Here is a 19826-nt window from a genome sequence, read left to right as displayed (position 1 = left end):
TTTTTGATGAAAAAATAGCAGAGTAAGCTGTTATTTAGTGATTTAACGAATGTTTTTGTTAAGCCAGCTTGCGAATATACATGACGGATGTTCGTAGATAAGAGGTAATAGAAGAATGATTTCGGATATAACAGAACAATTGAGATTTGCATGAGTTTGTAGAAAATGCAGAGGTTAAAGTTAAATGTAAAGTATTTCGAATATTTATTTGTAATAAAATAACTACAATTAAATTGTTTTTAATTAGCTTTAAAAACATTTAATGAATATGGTTTATAGAAAAAGTATCTGCATTAATAAGTCAAATAAACTTAAATAAAGGTATAGTAAATTCATATTAATAATGTGAATTTATTATACAAAATGTATAATTATTTTTAGTATATTTGAATGACGGACTAATGAATGTGAGAATATTAAGAATTAGCAAAAATGACTTAGTTGACGCTAAGATTTTAAATGCAAAATCAACAAAATTAAATTTGCCTTCTATAAGTGACGGCTGGAGATTTAATTTTAAAAAACAGGCAAAAGAGTATAATCATGAAGCTTATATTTTAGTGTCGGATGAAACGCCTGATGTAATTGAAGGTTGTTTGATTTTTGAAATGAAAGGCAAAGTAGAACCCTATATGGCTTTTATTGAAGTAGCACCTCATAATAAAGATTCTATTAAAAGATATGAAAGAATTGCCGGTTGTTTGATTGCATTTGCTTGCAGGTTAAGTTTTATTAAAGCGAATGAGCCGTACAAAGGCTATTTGGTATTTGATGTTTTAGAGGAGAATAAAGAAGATGAAGTTAAATTAATGGCATTATATTCAATCAAATACAACGCACTAAGATACGGTGAAACAACTATGATAATAGTTCCCGAAGGAGGAGAGAAATTAATTACCGAGTTTTTAAATTAAAGGATATGAGAAATAAAGAAATTCAAATCAATGACATTTGGAATGATAAAAAGAAAGATGATTTAAAGAAAATTATAGTATCTCATTCTTCTAAACAATCAAAAGAGCAGGTATTAAAGAATGAATTACTTTCTATTCAATACAAATTAGAAGACTATATTCAGAATGAAAATGATACAGAGATTTTAAAAATCCTTGATTTTGTTAAGATGTATTTGAAAGTACTTAATCTTTCGAAAAAAAGATTGGCAACTTACTTTGATATGAAAGACAGTAATCTACATAAATATCTTATAGGGGAAAGAAAATTAAATGCAAAGTTAGTATTAAAGCTTAGTACATTTTCTCATACTAAACCCGAACAATGGTATAAGGTTCAACTAAAAAATGAAATGATGGAGTTAAATAAGGAAAAGGCTAATACTAAAGAGTATGAAAAGTACGATTATCGTCATTTAGTCGATTCAATTTAAAAATTTGGTATCATCATATACAAAAGCTCTGATTACAGGGCTTTTTTTTTAAAATTGTTTGAGACCTTATTTTTTAAGATGAAATCAAATCGCAAATTTCAAAAAAAATAAATACGTAATAAAAAAGCTACAATTAAATTGTTTTCATTAGCTTTAAAAACATTTAATGAAAAGCGTTTATGTTAGTAAAAGTTTACGGAAGTGCCGTTTTTGGAGTAGAAGCTACAACAATTACGGTCGAAGTTCATATGGATAAAGGAATCGGGTATCATTTGGTTGGCTTACCTGATAATGCCATAAAAGAAAGCAGTTATCGCATTGCGGCGGCTTTAAAGAACAATGCATATACTTTTCCGGGTAAAAAAATCACTATTAATATGGCACCGGCCGATTTACGAAAAGAGGGTTCCGCCTATGATCTGACACTCGCGATTGGGATTTTGGCAGCATCACATCAGATAAAAGCACTTGATGTGGATCAATATATAATTATGGGAGAACTTTCGCTTGACGGAAGCTTGCAATCCATAAACGGAGCTTTACCAATTGCCATAAAAGCCAAAGAAGAAGGATATAAAGGTTTTTTTCTGCCAAAACAAAATGTAAAAGAGGCTGCAATTGTAGCAGGTTTAGATGTTTATGGTGTTGAAAACCTGCAAGAAGTAATTGACTTCTTTGAAGGAAAAGGCACGCTTGAACCCACCACAATTGATACCAGAGCTGAATTTTATAAAACACTCGATTTTCCTGAATTTGATTTCTCAGACGTCCGTGGACAGGAAAGCATAAAACGATGTATGGAAATTGCAGCTTCAGGCGGACATAATATTATTTTGATCGGCCCGCCCGGTGCAGGAAAAACAATGTTGGCCAAAAGATTGCCCAGCATTCTACCACCCATGACTTTGCGTGAAGCTTTAGAAACGACTAAAATTCATAGTGTTGCAGGAAAATTAAAAGAAGTGGGGTTAATGAATCAGCGTCCCTTCAGAAGTCCGCATCATACTATTTCTAATGTGGCTTTAGTTGGAGGAGGGAGTTATCCGCAGCCCGGTGAAATTTCGATGGCGCACAATGGTGTTTTATTTCTTGATGAATTACCTGAATTCAAACGGGACGTTCTCGAGGTCATGCGTCAACCGTTGGAAGATCGTGAAGTAACTATTTCAAGGGCTAAGTTTACTGTAACTTACCCTTCGTCGTTTATGCTGGTGGCGAGTATGAACCCGAGTCCAAGTGGTTTTTTCAACGATCCAAGTGTTCCAAATACTTCGTCACCGCATGAAATGCAACGGTATCTGAGTAAGATTTCAGGTCCTCTATTAGATCGGATTGACATTCATATAGAAGTAACTCCTGTTCCTTTTGAAAAATTATCAGACGACAGAAAAGCAGAAAGCAGTGTCGAAATTCGAAAACGTGTGACCGCAGCCCGTGAACTGCAATCCATTCGTTTTGATCAGCTGCCTAATATTCATTACAATGCTCAAATGAACACCAAGCAAATCAGAGAATTTTGCGCACTCGACGAACAATCAAAACTATTATTAAAAACAGCGATGGAACGGCTTAACCTCTCTGCCCGTGCCTATGACAGGATCCTGAAAGTAGCACGCACAATCGCCGATTTAGAAGCCGCACCAACCGTAATTTCGTCCCACATAGCCGAAGCAATTCAGTACCGAAGTCTGGATAGGGAAGGCTGGCTGGGGTAGGGTTTTAGATTGCAGATTTTAGATTGCAGATTTTAGATTGTAGACTTTAGATTGTAGACTTTAGATTGTAGATTTTGGACTTTAGATTTTTTTATTTAAATCTAGGTCAAACCTTTGCGAACTCGTATGTTTGCCTAGTTAAACATAGGAGTTCGCAAGGTTGTTTTTTGAAATACTTTGTGAATATTTTAAGTTCGAAAAAAGGCTTTACATTACAAAAAGACAACTATTTAGTATCAATTAAAACAAAGTTTTAGCTTTGTGCCCCCAACAGTTAACCCCAACATTGGAATTTGGAATTTAAAAAATTTGGAATTTGCATTTCTTTGTTATTCGAATTTAAGAGAATCATTCTTTGACATGAGATAGGAGGTTAGCCTTTTTATTTTTCCCTTTTCCATTTCAAAAACATCGCAAAAAACAGCATCTAGTATATTTCCGTTTTTCATCATGCCCTGTACGGCGCCTTCTGCAATTACGATATTGTTTTCTTCAATCAGTTTTAAAATCTGAATCGTTGGACTGCCGATAAAGTTTTCATTTTCAATTTCTTTATCAAATGCTTCTTTGCCAACATGTTGATAAATACCGGGCATTTCCCAGACAACATCGTCTGTTAGACAAGCAAGAACTCTCTCGTGATCACTCACCTTGAAGGCGTTTATGTATTCTTCTATGGTTTCTTTATTTACACTCATCTTCAAAATAGTTTAGGTTAATTTCGGCTAATTCATGCTAATTTAAAAATTAAATACGAGTTCTTTGGTGGTCAAGATCAATTGTCTTTTGAATGTTTATTTGTTCTAAAAAAGAGTCATCATGTGAGATCGCAATCAAAGTTCCCTGATATTCATTAACGGCAGCGGTAAGAATTTCGATATTCTGAATATCTAAATTATTGGTCGGTTCGTCCAGAATAATAAGATCAGGCGATTGATTGTTTATCGTCAGACAACAAAGCAGTAAGCGCATTTTTTCTCCTCCACTTAGTACGCTGCAAGGCTTGTCTAATTCATTTTGAGAAAATAAAAAACGATTAAGTCTCATCCTGATATCGTGTTGCTGCAAACCGGAAGTATTGAATTTCTCGGCCATTTCATAAACTAAAAGGCGATTGTCAATTAAAGAATAATCTTGATCAATATAAACGGATTTGCATTCCGCCCTGTAAATGCTTCCTTGCTGCGGAATCAACATTCCGGTGATTATTTTAATTAAAGTTGTTTTACCCGAGCCATTTGCCCCTTTCAAAGCAATTCGTTCACCACTTAGAAGCTGAAAGCTGAGATCTTTATTCCAAAGATACCGATCCTTAAAAGTATAATTAATGTCGATTGCGGTAAATAATGTTTTGCCATTATGCAAATTAGTGGTATCAAATCCGAATTTCATTTTATCGATTTCGGCTACCCCTGAACGCAATTCCTGTAACTCCCGGGAAATACCACTGACTTTTTCGGCATGACAGTTTTTGACTTTCGAAGTACTGTTTTCAGCATTGTCCCGTAAGGTATTCATCATGATACGGGAAACTCCGGCTTTTTCCTGTTTCTTTTTTCCACGTGCATCGAGTTTTTGCTGACGTTCCAAAGTTTCACGTTCTTTTTCTTTTGCCTTTCGTAATGCTTTTTCTTTGCTGTGAATATCCTGATTTAAGGCATTGTTTTCGATCTGTTTTTGTTCGGCATAAAAATCATAATTACCTCCGTAAACCGTAATGCCGCGTTTGGTTAATTCATAAACCATGTCCAGAAGATTCAATAACTTTCTATCATGACTTACCGCAATTAAGGTGCATGAGGTATTCTGAATGAAATTATATAACAATGTTCGTCCTGCTAAATCTAAATGATTACTTGGCTCATCCAGCAGTACAAGTTCGGGATTGTGAATTGAAATTCCAGCAAGGAAAATTTTAGTTTTTTGACCGCCACTTAAATGCTCCAGTTTTTGATTTAGATCTAAGTTTTGTAATTGCCAGTAATGAAGCGCTTCGGCGCAACGCTCTTCAATGGTCCAGTCATCACCAAGAATGTTTAGATGGGTTTCGGTTACATTTCCTTGAAGAATTTCGTTGAGAGCATTTAGTTTATCGTCAATTTGTAAGGCCTGAGCAACGGAAAGATGATTAAATTGCCCAAAAATCTGCGGAACGTAATAGGGCTTTAAATCAGATTTCAATATGCCTTCTGAAGCTTGTAATTCACCTGAAATAATTTTCAATAAGGTAGATTTTCCACTGCCGTTATTGCCGATTAAAGCAATTTTGTCCTGACGGTTGGCTGTAAAACTAATTTTATCGAACAGTAAGTCCTTGTTCGTATGTAGGTATGAAATGTTTTGTAAAGTAAGCATAATTTCTTCTTTAGGGGTGAATAATCATAGCGAACCGCATTGGGTTTTCTATCTATTTTTTCCGGAAGAAATTATTTTTCACATAAGAATTACCTTTTTAGTTTAATTGTTGCAAAGATACAAATGTTTTTCTGAAATCTGAAAAGCACCATGCTGTTGCGTTGACAATACGTTATTTTTTGGCAATAGCAACACGATAAAATTCATAGCCCTTTTCATTTCGATTGGGCAGATATTTTTCGCGATATTCTTTTGCACCTAAATCTTCGATGAGGTTCAGATTAAATTGTTTTAAGTAATCGGGCAGTTCAGACGGAAGAAAACCAAATGTCCAATGCTCTTCCAGTTTTTCTAAATCTTTTAAAAGTTTTTCGCCTCCTAAAAAAGAAGAGGGGTTGGTAAGGATTTCCTGGTGTACATAAGTAAAGATAATAGAGCTGCCTTTTGGAAATTTAGAAATAAAAGCAAATGTATTGCTTACGGCTTCTGCCGTTAAATAATTGGTAACGCCTTCCCAAATCAGGGTTGTCGGTTTTGTAAAATCAAAATGATATTGTACTGCCAATTCAGCAAGACTTTGTTTATTGAAATCAATTTGGCAGTAGGTGATGTTCTCCAGCGGTTTTCCAATTCGTTTTTTGAAGGTGCCAATTTTAAAATTTGAGGTGTTGGGGTGATCGATTTCTATAACAGAGACGGATTTTAGAAAATCAAGACGTAAAGCTCTCGTGTCAAAACCAGCACCTAAAATGAAGACTTGTGTAACACCTCCCAAAATAGTAGATTGAAGTAAATCATCAATATATTTTGTCCGCGCCAATCCCGACGAAAAGGCACCCGGAATTTTATTCTGAATCGTAGTGCTGATATATTTACTAACCTGTTTGTTTTTAGATAAATGTACAGTTAGTCTAAGTTTAGGATCCAAAAAATGAATGGCATAAGGATCAGAAAATAGTCTGTCATTTAAATTACGCTGACTTTCTAACGCTCTGAACAGTGCCATATATTGTGCAGTTCGGCTTGTTTTGTTGGTTTTCATGATTTAGTTTTAAGGGATCAGTAATCAAAAAAAACGGAAACATTTTTATCTGTTTGCAATTGCAGTATCAAGCTCCAGATACTTTTCTTTAAGTAAACTCAATGCAAAACAGGCGGCGGCACCGGTAAAAACCGAATAATCAAGAGGTGCTTTTATTCCGACAGAAAATACCATTGATAATCCGAAAAGCAATAGCAAATACCCGCTCAGTTTGGCAAACAATTCGGTTTTAAAACCAATTAAAAGAAAAACCGGAAAAATGATTTCAAGTGCAGTGGCAATAACTCCGACAGGTGATAACAAGCTATCTGGAATCAGTGGATTCAATATTTTTGTGTAAGCAAGAAAGTTTTCCCAATTTCCCCAAACCGAATTTTCTTTGCTCCATAATCCAAATCGATCCGCAACAGCAGAAAGAAATCCTGCCGAGATCGCAAGACGTAAAAAGAGTTTGACTAGTTTTGAATTCATATTACGTTTTTTTTAAAATTAGTAACGTAAACGAATTTAAGAAAAACAAAGCTTCTATGTACAAAACTGTTGGAACTTATTTAACGATATTCCACAAATTTATTTTACAGTAGAGATGCACTGCTGTGCATCTCTACTGCTGTGCATCTCCACGGATTGCATGTGCAATTATTTTTTTGCTTCAAAGATTTTATCTAAATTCTCAAGAATACTTGTAAATCCTTCTTTGAAACCCATTGCAATATACTTTTCTATATCTGATAATTGTTTGTGTTTAATAACCACATCAACAATTGTAATATCACCTTGTTGAGAAAAGGAGACACTCCAGTTAGAACGAGGAAAATCAGGATTGATATTCCCTTCACTATCACAAAATGCTCCGAGAGTTTTAAAATTGCTTTTTGGCGAAATCGAAATATAATCAACCAAAGCCCAACCTTCTTTGCCCTCCTGGTCTACCATTGCATATAGTCTATGGCCTCCAACTTTAAAATCCATGCTTTTTGTTTTGGATTTGTATGGAGCAGGTGCCCACCATTGATCCAGGATTTCAGCTTCTGTCCAGGCAGACCAAACGTTTGCAATTGAAGCATTAAATTCACGTTTTACGTTTACCGTACAATTTTCTTTGTCAACGGTAAAATCCATTAAAAGATTAGTTTTCATTTTCTTTAGCTTTTAAATTCATTAATACTTGATCCAGTTGATTGAAACGATTTTCCCAGATCTCTTTAAATTGTTCTAACCATTTATCTATTTCCTTCATTTTGTCAATTTTAAGCTGATAATAGATTTCTCTTCCCATTTTCTTTTCCTCCAATAATTCGCATTCATTAAGGATTTTAATGTGTTTAGAAACGGCTTGTCTTGTAGTATTAAATTGTTCTGCAATTGCATTTGGGGTTAATGCACTGGAAGAAATTAATACTAATATAGCTCTTCGGGTTGGGTCGGCAATGGCCTGAAAAACATCTCGTTTCATTTTTATTTGTTTAAATACGCAATCAATCAGTTGCAAATATATGCAACTTTTTGGTTTCGCGTTATTTTTTTAACTTTTTTTTTAATCGCTAAAGAGTTTTGATATGAATTTGATGATGACAATTGTGAATTAATACCTTATCTTTAGGCCATTTTTAGGCAAAAAAACAAGATGATTAAAAATGAGTTTTTATATAGACAAGGGTTCCTTCTAATTATCTTAGGTGGATTTTTATTGTTATTTCTTCCGTTTACGATGGATTTCCTTTTTGCTTCCGATCAGATCGGAAATGTAAATAATGCCGACAATAATTCAGTTTCTTTTTCCGTTAATTATTTTCAGGATTGTTACAATTTTATTAGCAATTTCAAGCCTCCCTATCGATTTCCGTATATAGAAGTTTTGGGTATTCTTATCGTTTTGGCACTACCGGTTTCTATTTTATTGCAGTTTGTTTACTTTTATAAATACCGCTATAAAAAGGTGTTTTTTTTATGTGTTATAGCTTTAGCATCTCTTTTTGAGTTTACCTATTCCTACTTCGAATACTTGCAATACGGCTGTTATCTGTTGACGTTGCAACAGTTGTTTTTGATTCTAAATTTAGGATTAAATAAGAAGTTGAGATCAAAAAAAACCTTTAACCGGATTTATTGAAGAGTAGTAGGATAAGATAATAGAGAATAGAAAATAGAGCTATTTGGAATGGAATTTTGGTGCGAAAAACACAATAAAAAATCCCATTTGCTTTGAACAAATGGGATCGGAATGTTGTTTTTAACGGATTATCTGAATCTGTTTCGGACAATGATATTTTTGAATTTGGCTTTTAGATCTTCTCCGGTATCAAACACCATTTGTTCATTGTTAGGAAACGGCACGGCACGTTTGTTAAAATAGCCTAAATAATTTTCGTCACAGGCATTTCTGTCACCGCGATAGGTCGAATAAATGTTCTCAAAAACAAACTCACTAGTAATAGGAAAGGATTGCATAAGTTGATTGGTTTTTAAATCAACATAATCTACTTTCGCCGTTACCTCACAAGACTTAAATTGTCTGTATTCGTAGATGTTAACTTTGAGTGTTTTAAAATTATCTACTTTTATGGCACGTCCTAAACTGTCTTTTACGGGTCTTCCTCTACTGTCTAAAAGCGGTTTAAGACCGTCTTTAATTTGTCTTTCTTTAATAAATTCCTTCTCTTTAATCTGTTCAGGTGAAATGAATATCTCTCTGAAATTTAAGATCAGACCATAATCATACGTCACATTTTTTTGTTTGATACTATGGTAAACCGTCCATTTGTCGTTTAAGCCGTAAGTACTGAAATCTAATAAATCATTCTGCAATTGTATCGGAATGATCATATTCGTTTCGTTTGTAGCGTAAACGTTTACAAAATCAGTTCCTTTAAATTGTGCATCGTCCATTAATTTTTTCGCATTCTTGTAATTTGGATTGATACTTTCGATAAAAGCCAAATCATCATAAGCTTTTCTGGAATCTAGTTTGTTTTTTGATTTTAGAAGAATTTGCGCATTATCATACAAGTATTTTGACAAAGCGATTTTACTGCTTGCAATTTGAGTGGAATAATTGTCAAATGGAAAACTAGCATTTCTACCTTGCTTTAATAAAGGAAGCGGTAATAAAGGTCTGATTTTCTCCTGACGATTGTTTAATTGTACATAAGTATTGTAGATACGCTCTAAGTTGGCGGAATTTTTCTCTTTATCCATCATTTCAAGATTGCGTAAATCCCGGTCTTTGGCTTTCGCATAAGCTTCTTCGAGTAAATACACATAATCCTGCTTTCCTTTAGAATCCTTTTTGGTTCTTAACGCGTCGACAGCACGATTTATAGCACCATCATAATCCCCGTCACTGATAAGCGATTGTGTCGTTTTTACGCCACAAGAGAACGCCAGAAATAAAATAGAAACAAGTAATGTAATTTTTTGCATGGGTGTAACTTTTGAAGGTGTAAAGATATCTCTTTTAACTTTCAACAACTATGCCTTTTTTTGGAAATTAATTTTTGATTTTTCTCAAATTTCAGAAGCAGAAATTTTTATTTTCAAAATGACCCGCAGTCCCGCTTTCGCCTTTATCTCTGCGTTTCACTTCGAGGATACCGGCTCTATCGGGGCTAGATTAGAAATTTATTTTTCATCAGAAAATTTGATGAAATACCTTTTTTCGGAGATTAAAATTCGTTCCGTAATGGTACTTATTCGATATTTATTAAGCTGAATTTTTTGATCGAGGGATTAAATTCATCGTAGAGACGCACAGCAGTGCGTCTCTACGATTGTTTTCTACGCTTTATCTGGTAAACAATTTCCCAAAATAAAATTGAAAAAAGGGCATTGGCCATTAATGCGGTTTTGATCCCATAAGCATCATATTTTCTAAACAGGTGCAAATCTCCAACCCTTAACGCCAAGTATAGCGCCAAAGCTGCAATTAAAATGGAAGAGACTATATTTAATAAAGGACTCCATTTTAATACAAAAAATGAAAAAATGAGATTTATAAGAAGGAAACCGCAGCCTAAAGTTATAAATCTGTGATCCTTTAGTTTTTCGCCTAGTTCGAGTAATAACGAAGTCGAAAAGCTATAAGTGAAGAATAATAGAGAATAAATTAGGATTCGTATTTGTGGTTTCATTTTTATGTTTTTTAAGTTGTCGAAATTACAAATTAAAGATGAAGCTAAGATTAGGATATTGTTTTTTTCAGTCTGCCATTTTTTACAATTTTATCATTTTCGATGAAAGAGAGCGGCACCGGTAAAATATATAATACTATCGAACTGTTGTATGTGATTTCCCTTTAATCGAAATTGTAATAGTTAATGGTTATGTGATTTGATCGACTGTGGCCTTTTATGCCGGCACGAGTGGCGGTTTTATTGATTATTGTAAAAGAGTCTCTACTTTGGTTTCCGATTTTTCCTTAATTGGACTGTCAGAATGAAAACTCCAAATGATTAAAAATTTTCCTTTTGCAAGATACTCTTCCGGATGTTCCTCTGTTGGTTCACCGTCTTTTCTCCACAACATTCCTTGCAGGAACCTGTCACCTTTGAATACTTGTTCAAATTCGAAATACATAATAGACCCACTGTCTGTTTTACTTTTAAAACTTTGAATTTGTTTGCTCTTTAATTTTCCAACAATGTTGCTGTAAGTTTCAATATCATTATAAAAAGTACAAGCCTGAGGAGAAATACAAACATTGCCTTGGTTTACGATATAACTTTTGGGAATTTCTTTGTTTTTTAGTTTTAAGTCTTCAATCGTCTGACTGAATAAATTGGTAGTAAGTAAAAGGAATAGTGCCGACAGGGAAATCGTAAGTTTCATGGTTTTTAGGTTTGATTTGGTAAGCTAAAGTAGGTTTTTTATTTGATTTATGTAATGAAATTTTCGCAACGAATTGCACGAATTTTCGCGAATTGACAGATTAGCGTGATAGTACACGGTTTAGACAAACGACAATGTATTTCCATTTCAATTACCCGTAATCTTGTCTTTTCGACGAAGGAGAAATCACACACGCTGAGCACGCACTGTTATGGAATATAGAATGCGATTTCTCCTTCGTCGAAAGGACACAAAAATGGGGCTTCGACTTCGCACAGCCTGACAAAAAAGGGTAGAAGAAAAGATCAGTGAAAATCTGTTTAATCTGCTTAATCTGCGTGCTTATATGTAAAGAGATTTTCGCAACGAATTACACGAATTTCCACGAATTGACAGATTAGCGTGATAGTACACGGTTTAGGCAAACGACAGTGTATTTCCATTTCAATTGTCCGCAATCTTGTCCTTTCGACGAAGGAGAAATCTTCACAAGTAGCTCCACAAAGAAAGTACCAGATTGTAGATTCAGCAAAAGAAGATTTCTCCTTCGTCGTAAGGGCGCAAAAATGGGGCTTCGACTTCGCTCAGCCTGACAAAAGAGGGTAGAAGAAAAGATCAGTGAAAATCTGTTTAATCTGCTTAATCTGCGTGCTTATATGTAAAGTAATCGCAAAGAATTGAACGAATTTCCACGAATCGACAGATTAGCGTGATAGTATACGGTTTAAACAAACGATAGTGTATTTCTATTTCAATTGTCCGCAATCTTGTCCTTTCGACGAAGGAGAAATCTTCACAAGTAGCTCCACAAAGAAAGTATCAGATTGTAGATTCAGCAAACGAAGATTTCTCCTTCGTCGAAAGGACACAAAAATGGGGCTTCGACTTCGCTCAGCCTGACAAAAAAGGGTAAAAGAATAGATCAGTGAAAATCTGTTTAATCTGCTTAATCTGCGTGCTTATATGTAAAGTAATCGCAAAGAATTGAACGAATTTCCACGAATCGACAGATTAGCGTGATAGTACACGGTTTAGACAAACGACAATGTATTTCCATTTCAATTGTCCGCAATCTTGTCCTTTCGACGAAGGAGAAATCTTCACAAGTAGCTCCACAAAAAAAGTATCAGATTGTAGATTCAGCAAACGAAGATTTCTCCTTCGTCGAAAGGACACAAAAATGGGGCTTCGACTTCGCTCAGCCTGACAAAAGAGGGTAGAAGAAAAGATCAGTGAAAATCTGTTTAATCTGCTTAATCTGCGTACTTATATGTAAAGTAATCGCAAAGAATTGAACGAATTTCCACGAATTGACAGATTAGCGTGGTAGTACGCAGTTTAGAGAAACGACAGTACTTTTCCATTTCAATTGTCCGCAATCTTGTCCTTTCGACGAAGGAGAAATCTTTACAAGTAGCTCCACAAAGAAAGTATCAGATTGTAGATTCAGCAAACGAAGATTTCTCCTTCGTCGAAAGGACACAAAAATGGGGCTTCGACTTCGCTCAGCCTGACAAAAGAGGGTAGAAGAAAAGATCAGTGAAAATCTGCTTAATCTGCATGCTTATATGTAAAGTAATCGCAAAGAATTGAACGAATTTCCACGAATCGACAGATTAGCGTGATAGTATACGGTTTAGACAAACGATAGTGCGTTTCTATTTCAATTGTCCGCAACCTTGTCCTTTCGACGAAGGAGAAATCTTCACAAGTAGCTCCACAAAGAAAGTATCAGATTGTAGATTCAGTAAACGAAGATTTCTCCTTCGTCGAAAGGACACAAAAAAAGGGGGCTTCGACTTCGCTCAGCCTGACAAAAGAGGGGAGAAGAAAAGATCAGTGAAAATCTGTTTAATCTGCTTAATCTGCGTGCTTATATGTAAAGAGATTTTCGCAACGAATTGCACGAATTGACGTGGAGGGCTTCGACTTCGCTCAGCCTGACAGACGGTTATAAATCTAAAATCTGAACTCTAAAATCTACAATAAAAAAATCCCGTCTCAATTAAGAAACGGGATTTTTAGCATGATATTTTTTTATTTTAAGCCGTTACCGCGGCTTCTTGTGGTAACGAAATTTGATTTTTAAGCAAATCTTCGAAGGTTTCGCGCTCACGGATTAAGATTCCCTGACCGTTCATCCACAATACCTCAGCAGGTTTGTATCTGGAGTTGTAGTTGGAAGCCATTGAGAAACAATAAGCTCCTGCGTTTCTGAAAGCAAGAATATCACCTTCGGTAATTTCGTGGATTCTGCGGTTGTTTGCAAAAGTATCGGTCTCGCAAATGTATCCTACTACAGAGTAGAAACGTTCTTTCCCTTTTGTGTTGGAGATGTTCTCAATATGATGTGAAGAACCATAAAACATTGGACGAATTAAGTGATTGAAACCACTATCGATTCCGGCGAAAACGGTTGACGTTGTTTGTTTTACTACGTTAACTTTGGCCAGGAAGAATCCGGCTTCACTCACTAAGAATTTACCAGGTTCAAAAATCAAGGTTAAATCTTTGCCATATTCAGCACAGAAAGTGTTGAATCTTTTGGATAATTTTTTACCTAATTCTTCGATGTCTGTTTCGATATCGTCTTTTTTGTAAGGTACTTTGAAACCGCTTCCGAAGTCTAAGAACTCTAATTCTTTGAAGTGTTTTGCAGTATCGAACAAAATTTCGGCAGCATACAAGAATACTTCGATATCTAAAATATCAGAACCGGTGTGCATGTGAATACCCACAATATGCATTTTTGTATTTTCAACAATTCGCAATATATGGGGTATCTGATGTACAGAAATCCCGAATTTACTATCAATGTGTCCTACAGAAATATTAGCATTTCCTCCCGCCATTACGTGTGGATTGATACGAATACATACTGGTATATGAGGATGTTTTGTTCCGAATTGCTCCAGAATAGATAAATTGTCGATATTGATTTGTACACCCATTGCGGCAACTTCTTCGATTTCTTCCAAAGAAACTCCGTTTGGTGTAAAAAAGATTTTTTCAGGGTCATAACCGGCATGAAGCCCTAATAAAACCTCTTGAATGGATACGGTATCCAAGCCAGATCCCATGTTTTTTAATAACTGGAGAATGGCAACGTTAGACAATGCTTTCATAGCATAATTAACTCTTAAGTTTTCTACCTTAGAGAAAGCTTTAGTTAATCGATTGTACTGAGACTGAATCTTCTCGGCATCATAAACGTATAATGGACTTCCAAATTGGTCTGCTAACTGCAGTAGATCTTTTGCTTGCATTTGTAAACTATTTTTGGCAAACTTATTACTCTTTTGGGGATTGACAAATTTTAAAATGAAAAATAACAAATCATAACAATTTGTTATAAAACCAACAATTGAATAAAATGTAACTTTTCGATATAAATACTTCTTATTTAGAATAAATAAAGATTATATTTGCCCAAAAATTGCATTTTAATCATTATTTATGAAAAAAATTACTACATTTTGCCTATTAAACCTTATAGTTTCAATAGGATTTGCTCAAGAAAAGACGAAAGACAGTTTAGCGACAAATAATTTAGATGATATTATTGTAACGGCAAGCCGGAAAAAAGAGAGCATAAAAGAAGTTGTTTCTTCGATTACTATAGTAGGAGAGAAGAAAATTCAAAGCCAGACTATAATTAATTCAAATATTAGTAATATTCTACAATATACGGTTCCAAGTTTAGCTACTGCCGGAAATCAAACTTCAAACTACGGGCAGACTTTAAGAGGAAGACCTTTTTTGGTTATGATTGACGGAGTGCCTCAATCTACGCCACTGCGAAACGGAGGAAGAGATTTACAGGTCATTGATCCTTTTTCTGTTGAAAGAGTCGAAGTAATTAAAGGAGCAACATCCATTTACGGTAATGGAGCCGATGGAGGGATTATCAATTATATTACAAAGAAAAACCATAAGGAAAGGCCTTTTTCAGGTTCTGTACAATTAGGTCTTATATCACAACCCAAAACGTTTGCAGAATCATTTGGGTACAGAGGATCGGCTTCTTTTACCGGAAAGATAGAGCGATTTGATTATGTTGTCGGGTTTACTAAAGAAAGAACAGGAGTAATAAAAGATGCTAATTCGGTTAATACTTCTCCTTTTTACAGTTTATCAAATTTAGACACCTATAATGGTTTATTAAAAATAGGCTATCAATTAACCGACAAACAAAGATTCGAGTTTTCGTATATTGGGTATGCTTCCAGATCTTTTTTAGATCAGGATGTTAAGATTGGTAAGTGGGGCGAGATTCCTACTATTGGCGTTGAGTCTGAAAGGAGATTGGGAACTCCGGAGGGAACGCCGAGAAATCATAATTTTAGACTTTCTTATACCAATTCAGAGATTTGGAACAATACAGCTTTAAACGTAAACATCTATTCACAGGATTTCAGAACGGTTTACGGGTATGACAGAGATCAGTTTTTAAATGGTGGACAGTCCAATGTGGCTTCAAAGAAATTAGGACTTAGGATGAATTTTGATTCTCGTCTTTTTTCAAATGATACTTATAAAGCAGATTTGATTTATGGAGTAGATATTCTTCAGGATGAGACTGTTCAAAAATTAGAGGATGGGCGTTTCTGGACTCCACAAATGAAAATGCAAAATACGGCACCATTCGTCTTAATTAAATTTGATGCTTGGGAAAAATTTACTTTGAAAGCGGGAGCGCGATACGAAAACATCAAAGTTAAAGCAGATGATTTTTATACATTGCCAGTACTTAATGCTAAAAACAATACCTACAACAATAGTATTTTTGTACAAGGGGGTGATTTAGAATATAATGCTTTTGTGAGCAATATTGGTTTACGATATAATATTATGCCGGAGGTAAATGTCTTTACCAGTTACTCTCAGTCTTTTTCGATCAATGAAGTAGGGCGTATTTTGAGAACTTCTACAGAAAGTGTTATTTCAAAATTACCAACTGATCCGATCATTGTAAATAATTACGAAATGGGTGTGGCGGGAACTATTAAAAAGTGGATCAACTATGAGCTAACGAGTTTTTGGAGTACTTCAAAACTGGGAGCGACCTCTGTTCAGTTGCCAAATGGTTCTTTTGCGATGCAGCGTGCTCCGGAGAATATTTGGGGATATGAGGCAGTCTTAAATTTAAAACCGTTGGAGGTTTTAAGTTTCGGAGGAGCCTTCGCTTGGTTGGAAGGTAAAGTGGATAATGATAATAACGGAACATACGAAAAGTACATTAACGGTTCTCGTATAATGGCTCCAAAACTTACAACTTATATTCAAGTACGTCCAACAAAAAAATTAGATGTAGAATTAAGCAGTCTGCATAATTTTGAAAGAAACCGATTTGATCCTAACCCAACAACAAATTTGTATAGTGTTAACGAAGGACCTGTAAAAAAATATACTGTTTTTAATTTAAGCAGTTCTTATCTTATTGGCAAAGCATTAAAGTTAGGATTAGGGGTTGAGAATTTATTTAATAAAGATTATTCTCCAAATATGGCATGGTGGCAAGCGAGAGACAAAGACTTTGTTAACGCCCCGGGAAGACGTGCTACCGTACAAGTTCAATACAACTTTTAATTTCTTTCAGGTTTAATCTTCAAAATACTGTTTTGAATCAGGACTGTTTGAAAACCTGAGATTTTACCAATACAATAAACAACTTTTTAGACTTACTACCTCGGAACTCAGTTCCGGGGTAGTTTCTTACTGTCTTTTTTGAAAAAATAACAGGATTTTTTAAGAAAATAAAGATAAATACAGATTGAAATTCATAGCATAAAAACTAAGGTCTGTAAAATTTATAATACCCTATAATTACGAATACAAATTAAACACAACTAAAACTAAAGAATGAAAAAATTGCTAAAAACAATAATTGGAGCCTGCTTCATGACCTCATTTATGATCGCATCGGCGGCAGAAAATGAAAATGAAGGAGGAAATGAAAAAGATAAAGGCACACTAAGCGGTCACATAACAACAAGCGACGGAGCGCCAGCGGGCTCAGTTTCGGTCTATATTAATGAGTTAAAGAAACATCGTATTACGGATGGAGATGGTTTTTATCAGTTTGAAAATTTAGAAGAAGGGGAGTATACTTTACATGTTTCGATGTTAAACTATAAAATCGTTACACACAAGTTTCAAATTAAGAAAAACGAAACCACAACGTTAGATCTGCAATTGAGTGTAGAAGCAAAAAAATTGAAAGAAGTCGTTGTTACAGGATCAAAAAAAACATCAGGGAGTATAGAAATAGGGAAAAACGAAATCAATAGAAACAGAGGTACTGCCAATGGAGATGTTTTGAACGGTATTCCGGGTATTTCCGTAAACAATATACGAAACGAAGCCGGTGCTTTGGATATTGGTATCCGTGGTTTGCAAGGAGATGGAAGGGTGCCTATTATGGTAGATGGAAGTTTACAATCTGCACAGACCTTCAGAGGGTATATGGGGTCTAGCGACAGAACGTATATCGATATGGATTTGGTTAAAAAAATCAAAGTAGACAAAGGCTCAAGTACTAATCCTAACGCCATTGGTGCTACCGGCGGATTTGTTGAAATGGAAACAATCGACGCTGAAGATGTAGTATCGGGCAATAAGAAGTTTGGAGTATATATAAAAGGGAATATTTTTAATAACAGCCAGCTTCCTACTATTCCAAAGGATGAGGATGATCAGGTATATTATATTTTGCAGGACAATTCTAAACGTGACCGAATTAATAACGGAAGTGCTACAGCTGCAATAGCTTTCAAGGACAAAAAATTTGACGCACTTGTTGCTTATAATGTGCATACACAAGGGAATTATTTTGCAGGAGAAAACGGTGCTGACCGATATGGCTACGATCCAATTTACTACGATACTTTTGACCCTGAAAATAGTGATAAATATAAAAAACCGGTAATACAACCCGGAGAAGAGGTAGTAAATACCAGTTACCAAAGTCAGTCGGCTCTAGCGAAATTGGGCTGGAATATTGCACCACACCACCGTGTGGAGTTTAATTACCGTTACCACAAGCAAAAAGCAGGTGAAGTATTAGCGGCTTATTGGTATAAAAACAACAATGACAAAAATTTTAAGGATCTTCCGGATGATGTAGAAAGTGTGCCGCAATGGGCATTGGGTACTGCTGAATTGAATAACTATACCGTAAATTACACCTTTAACCCTAATGATTTGGTTCATTTAAATGTTTCGGTATTTGCTAATGAAGCTAATTTTTTTCAACGTAACGGTTTAATTCAAACGCCGGGTGCGGGCAATGGGGATCAGTATTTACATCGTTTTACAAATGATAGAAAAGGGGCATTGATTTCAAATCAAACCAAGTTTTCCGGAATTCCACTTACGCTGCAATACGGGATCAATACACAGATAGAAAAAATCGTTCCAAAAGATGTACCTGAGGGCAGAACGGGATCTTCCCGTAATGGTAAGAGAGAGGAATACAGCGCATTTGTAGCAGGAGACTTAGTAGTAAATAAGTTTTTGTTTCAGGCCAATATGAGAGTGCATGAAACAAAAGTATCCGATTACAATGCCGATAGAGATTTGAAATACGATGCCAAATTGAACATTGGCGGAAAAGTGGTTTATACCCCAATCCAACAACTTAATCTATTCGCAAAAGCGTCTAATACGTACCGTAACCCAAGTTTGTATGAATCGACAGAATCAATTCAGACTTTTAGTTATAATGAAAAATACCCTTTAAGAGCTGAAGGAACAACCACTATTGAGCTTGGGTTTGATAGCAATTTTGACAACCTGCTTTTGGAGGATGATCACTTTAATTTTGGTGCCACTGTTTTTCAGAATAATACAAGAGGATATATCTCGGCGGCAACTATGATGCCGGATTATGATTTTATATTTTTAAACTATGATCGTTTTAAATTAAAAGGATTGGAATTGGCAATGGGGTATATTTCCCGTCAGTTCTTTTTTAATGCTTCTGCTATTTTGTATAGAGATGCAGTAGTAACTTCTAATATTTTGGGTGCTCAGGATGGAACAAATCCAACTAATTCACTTGGTTTTGCTTGGAGTCTTTTACCGGCAAGAATCCCGCCGAAACAATCTTTTATGGCTGAAATTGGAGGAAGTACAGAGGATAAAAAACTAACCGTTGGAAGTAGATTAAGATGGCACAGTTTGAAAGAAAATCCAAAAGACTGGTTAGAAGGTACAGGTGCTTCTTCTGTTGCTACGACCATTCCGGCAGATTATATTTTGGATGTGTACGGAATGTATCGTTTTAATGATAATTTTATTATGAATTTGAACATAGGCAATGTAACTGACCGTTATACTTATGATGTAGGTACAGTTATCACAATGCCGGTACCTGGAAGAACAATCCGTTTAGGTATGGAAGTTAAGTTCTAAGTAGCGTCACAGCTTAGAAACAGCCTATTTTTTAGGATCAATTTCCGATATTAAATAACAAACCCCCTTTTTTAATTTTGAAAAA

At 35.2% G+C, this 19826-nt stretch carries 16 protein-coding genes; 6 read left to right on the top strand and 10 right to left on the bottom strand.

Annotated elements, in window-relative coordinates; all coding sequences use genetic code 11:
* Nucleotides 1–401 precede the first annotated feature (401 nt).
* The 3 genes from ACHRV3_RS04930 (at nt 402) to ACHRV3_RS04920 (ending at nt 3102) form a co-directional block, all read left to right on the top strand.
* Nucleotides 402–914, top strand: a complete 513-nt coding sequence (locus ACHRV3_RS04930; RefSeq protein ID WP_395433524.1) for a hypothetical protein — start codon at nt 402–404, stop codon at nt 912–914.
* 5 nt (nt 915–919) lie between these two features.
* Nucleotides 920–1387: a transcriptional regulator gene (locus tag ACHRV3_RS04925; RefSeq protein ID WP_230004949.1), complete on the top strand. Its 468-nt coding sequence runs from the start codon at nt 920–922 to the stop codon at nt 1385–1387.
* 179 nt (nt 1388–1566) lie between these two features.
* On the top strand, nt 1567–3102 hold the full coding sequence (locus ACHRV3_RS04920) for a YifB family Mg chelatase-like AAA ATPase (RefSeq protein ID WP_395433522.1): 1536 nt from the start codon (nt 1567–1569) through the stop codon (nt 3100–3102).
* Nucleotides 3103–3431: 329 nt separating this feature from the next.
* Here ACHRV3_RS04920 and ACHRV3_RS04915 read toward each other — a convergent pair whose 3' ends face one another.
* From ACHRV3_RS04915 to ACHRV3_RS04890, 6 genes are all read right to left on the bottom strand, one after another.
* On the bottom strand, nt 3432–3800 hold the full coding sequence (locus tag ACHRV3_RS04915) for a nuclear transport factor 2 family protein (RefSeq protein WP_395433521.1): 369 nt from the start codon (nt 3798–3800) through the stop codon (nt 3432–3434).
* Nucleotides 3801–3849: 49 nt separating this feature from the next.
* Complete coding sequence (locus ACHRV3_RS04910) at nt 3850–5457, bottom strand: ABC-F family ATP-binding cassette domain-containing protein (protein WP_395433520.1); 1608 nt, start codon at nt 5455–5457, stop codon at nt 3850–3852.
* A 172-nt stretch (nt 5458–5629) separates the two neighbouring features.
* Nucleotides 5630–6499: a class I SAM-dependent methyltransferase gene (locus ACHRV3_RS04905; protein ID WP_395433519.1), complete on the bottom strand. Its 870-nt coding sequence runs from the start codon at nt 6497–6499 to the stop codon at nt 5630–5632.
* A 45-nt stretch (nt 6500–6544) separates the two neighbouring features.
* Nucleotides 6545–6970: a DoxX family protein gene (locus ACHRV3_RS04900; RefSeq protein ID WP_230004954.1), complete on the bottom strand. Its 426-nt coding sequence runs from the start codon at nt 6968–6970 to the stop codon at nt 6545–6547.
* 168 nt (nt 6971–7138) lie between these two features.
* Nucleotides 7139–7639, bottom strand: coding sequence for an SRPBCC domain-containing protein (locus ACHRV3_RS04895; RefSeq protein ID WP_047778277.1), 501 nt, complete (start codon nt 7637–7639; stop codon nt 7139–7141).
* Nucleotides 7629–7982: a helix-turn-helix transcriptional regulator gene (locus ACHRV3_RS04890; RefSeq protein ID WP_255663875.1), complete on the bottom strand. Its 354-nt coding sequence runs from the start codon at nt 7980–7982 to the stop codon at nt 7629–7631. The genes ACHRV3_RS04895 and ACHRV3_RS04890 overlap by 11 nt, the downstream gene beginning before the upstream one ends.
* A gap of 144 nt (nt 7983–8126) precedes the next feature.
* Here ACHRV3_RS04890 and ACHRV3_RS04885 point away from each other — a divergent pair, with 144 nt between their 5' ends.
* Nucleotides 8127–8612 carry a hypothetical protein gene (locus tag ACHRV3_RS04885; protein WP_230004955.1) on the top strand — a complete coding sequence of 162 codons (486 nt, stop codon included), beginning with the start codon at nt 8127–8129 and terminating at the stop codon, nt 8610–8612.
* Between the two features lie 128 nt (nt 8613–8740).
* On the opposite strand, the gene ACHRV3_RS04880 is transcribed toward ACHRV3_RS04885, so the two are convergent.
* The 4 genes from ACHRV3_RS04880 to lysA form a co-directional block, all read right to left on the bottom strand.
* Nucleotides 8741–9922 carry a hypothetical protein gene (locus ACHRV3_RS04880; RefSeq protein WP_395433517.1) on the bottom strand — a complete coding sequence of 394 codons (1182 nt, stop codon included), beginning with the start codon at nt 9920–9922 and terminating at the stop codon, nt 8741–8743.
* Nucleotides 9923–10263: 341 nt separating this feature from the next.
* A complete protein-coding gene (locus tag ACHRV3_RS04875) occupies nt 10264–10629 on the bottom strand; it encodes a hypothetical protein (protein ID WP_395433516.1) in 366 nt (121 codons plus the stop codon).
* Between the two features lie 247 nt (nt 10630–10876).
* The gene (locus ACHRV3_RS04870; RefSeq protein ID WP_395433515.1) at nt 10877–11326 is read right to left on the bottom strand and encodes a hypothetical protein; all 450 of its coding nucleotides are present in this window, start codon (nt 11324–11326) and stop codon (nt 10877–10879) included.
* 2042 nt (nt 11327–13368) lie between these two features.
* Nucleotides 13369–14649: a diaminopimelate decarboxylase gene (gene lysA / locus ACHRV3_RS04865; RefSeq protein WP_255663877.1), complete on the bottom strand. Its 1281-nt coding sequence runs from the start codon at nt 14647–14649 to the stop codon at nt 13369–13371.
* A gap of 133 nt (nt 14650–14782) precedes the next feature.
* Between lysA and ACHRV3_RS04860 the strand changes: the two genes are divergently transcribed.
* Together ACHRV3_RS04860 and ACHRV3_RS04855 are read left to right on the top strand one after the other, a co-directional pair.
* Nucleotides 14783–16915, top strand: a complete 2133-nt coding sequence (locus tag ACHRV3_RS04860; RefSeq protein ID WP_395433513.1) for a TonB-dependent receptor — start codon at nt 14783–14785, stop codon at nt 16913–16915.
* A gap of 273 nt (nt 16916–17188) precedes the next feature.
* The gene (locus ACHRV3_RS04855; RefSeq protein ID WP_395433512.1) at nt 17189–19741 is read left to right on the top strand and encodes a carboxypeptidase-like regulatory domain-containing protein; all 2553 of its coding nucleotides are present in this window, start codon (nt 17189–17191) and stop codon (nt 19739–19741) included.
* Nucleotides 19742–19826 lie beyond the last annotated feature (85 nt).

The sequence above is a fragment of the Flavobacterium sp. FlaQc-49 genome (genome assembly GCF_044005985.1).
GTDB lineage: Bacteria > Bacteroidota > Bacteroidia > Flavobacteriales > Flavobacteriaceae > Flavobacterium > Flavobacterium cupriresistens.
This window is presented reverse-complemented; position numbering and strand designations above follow the sequence as displayed.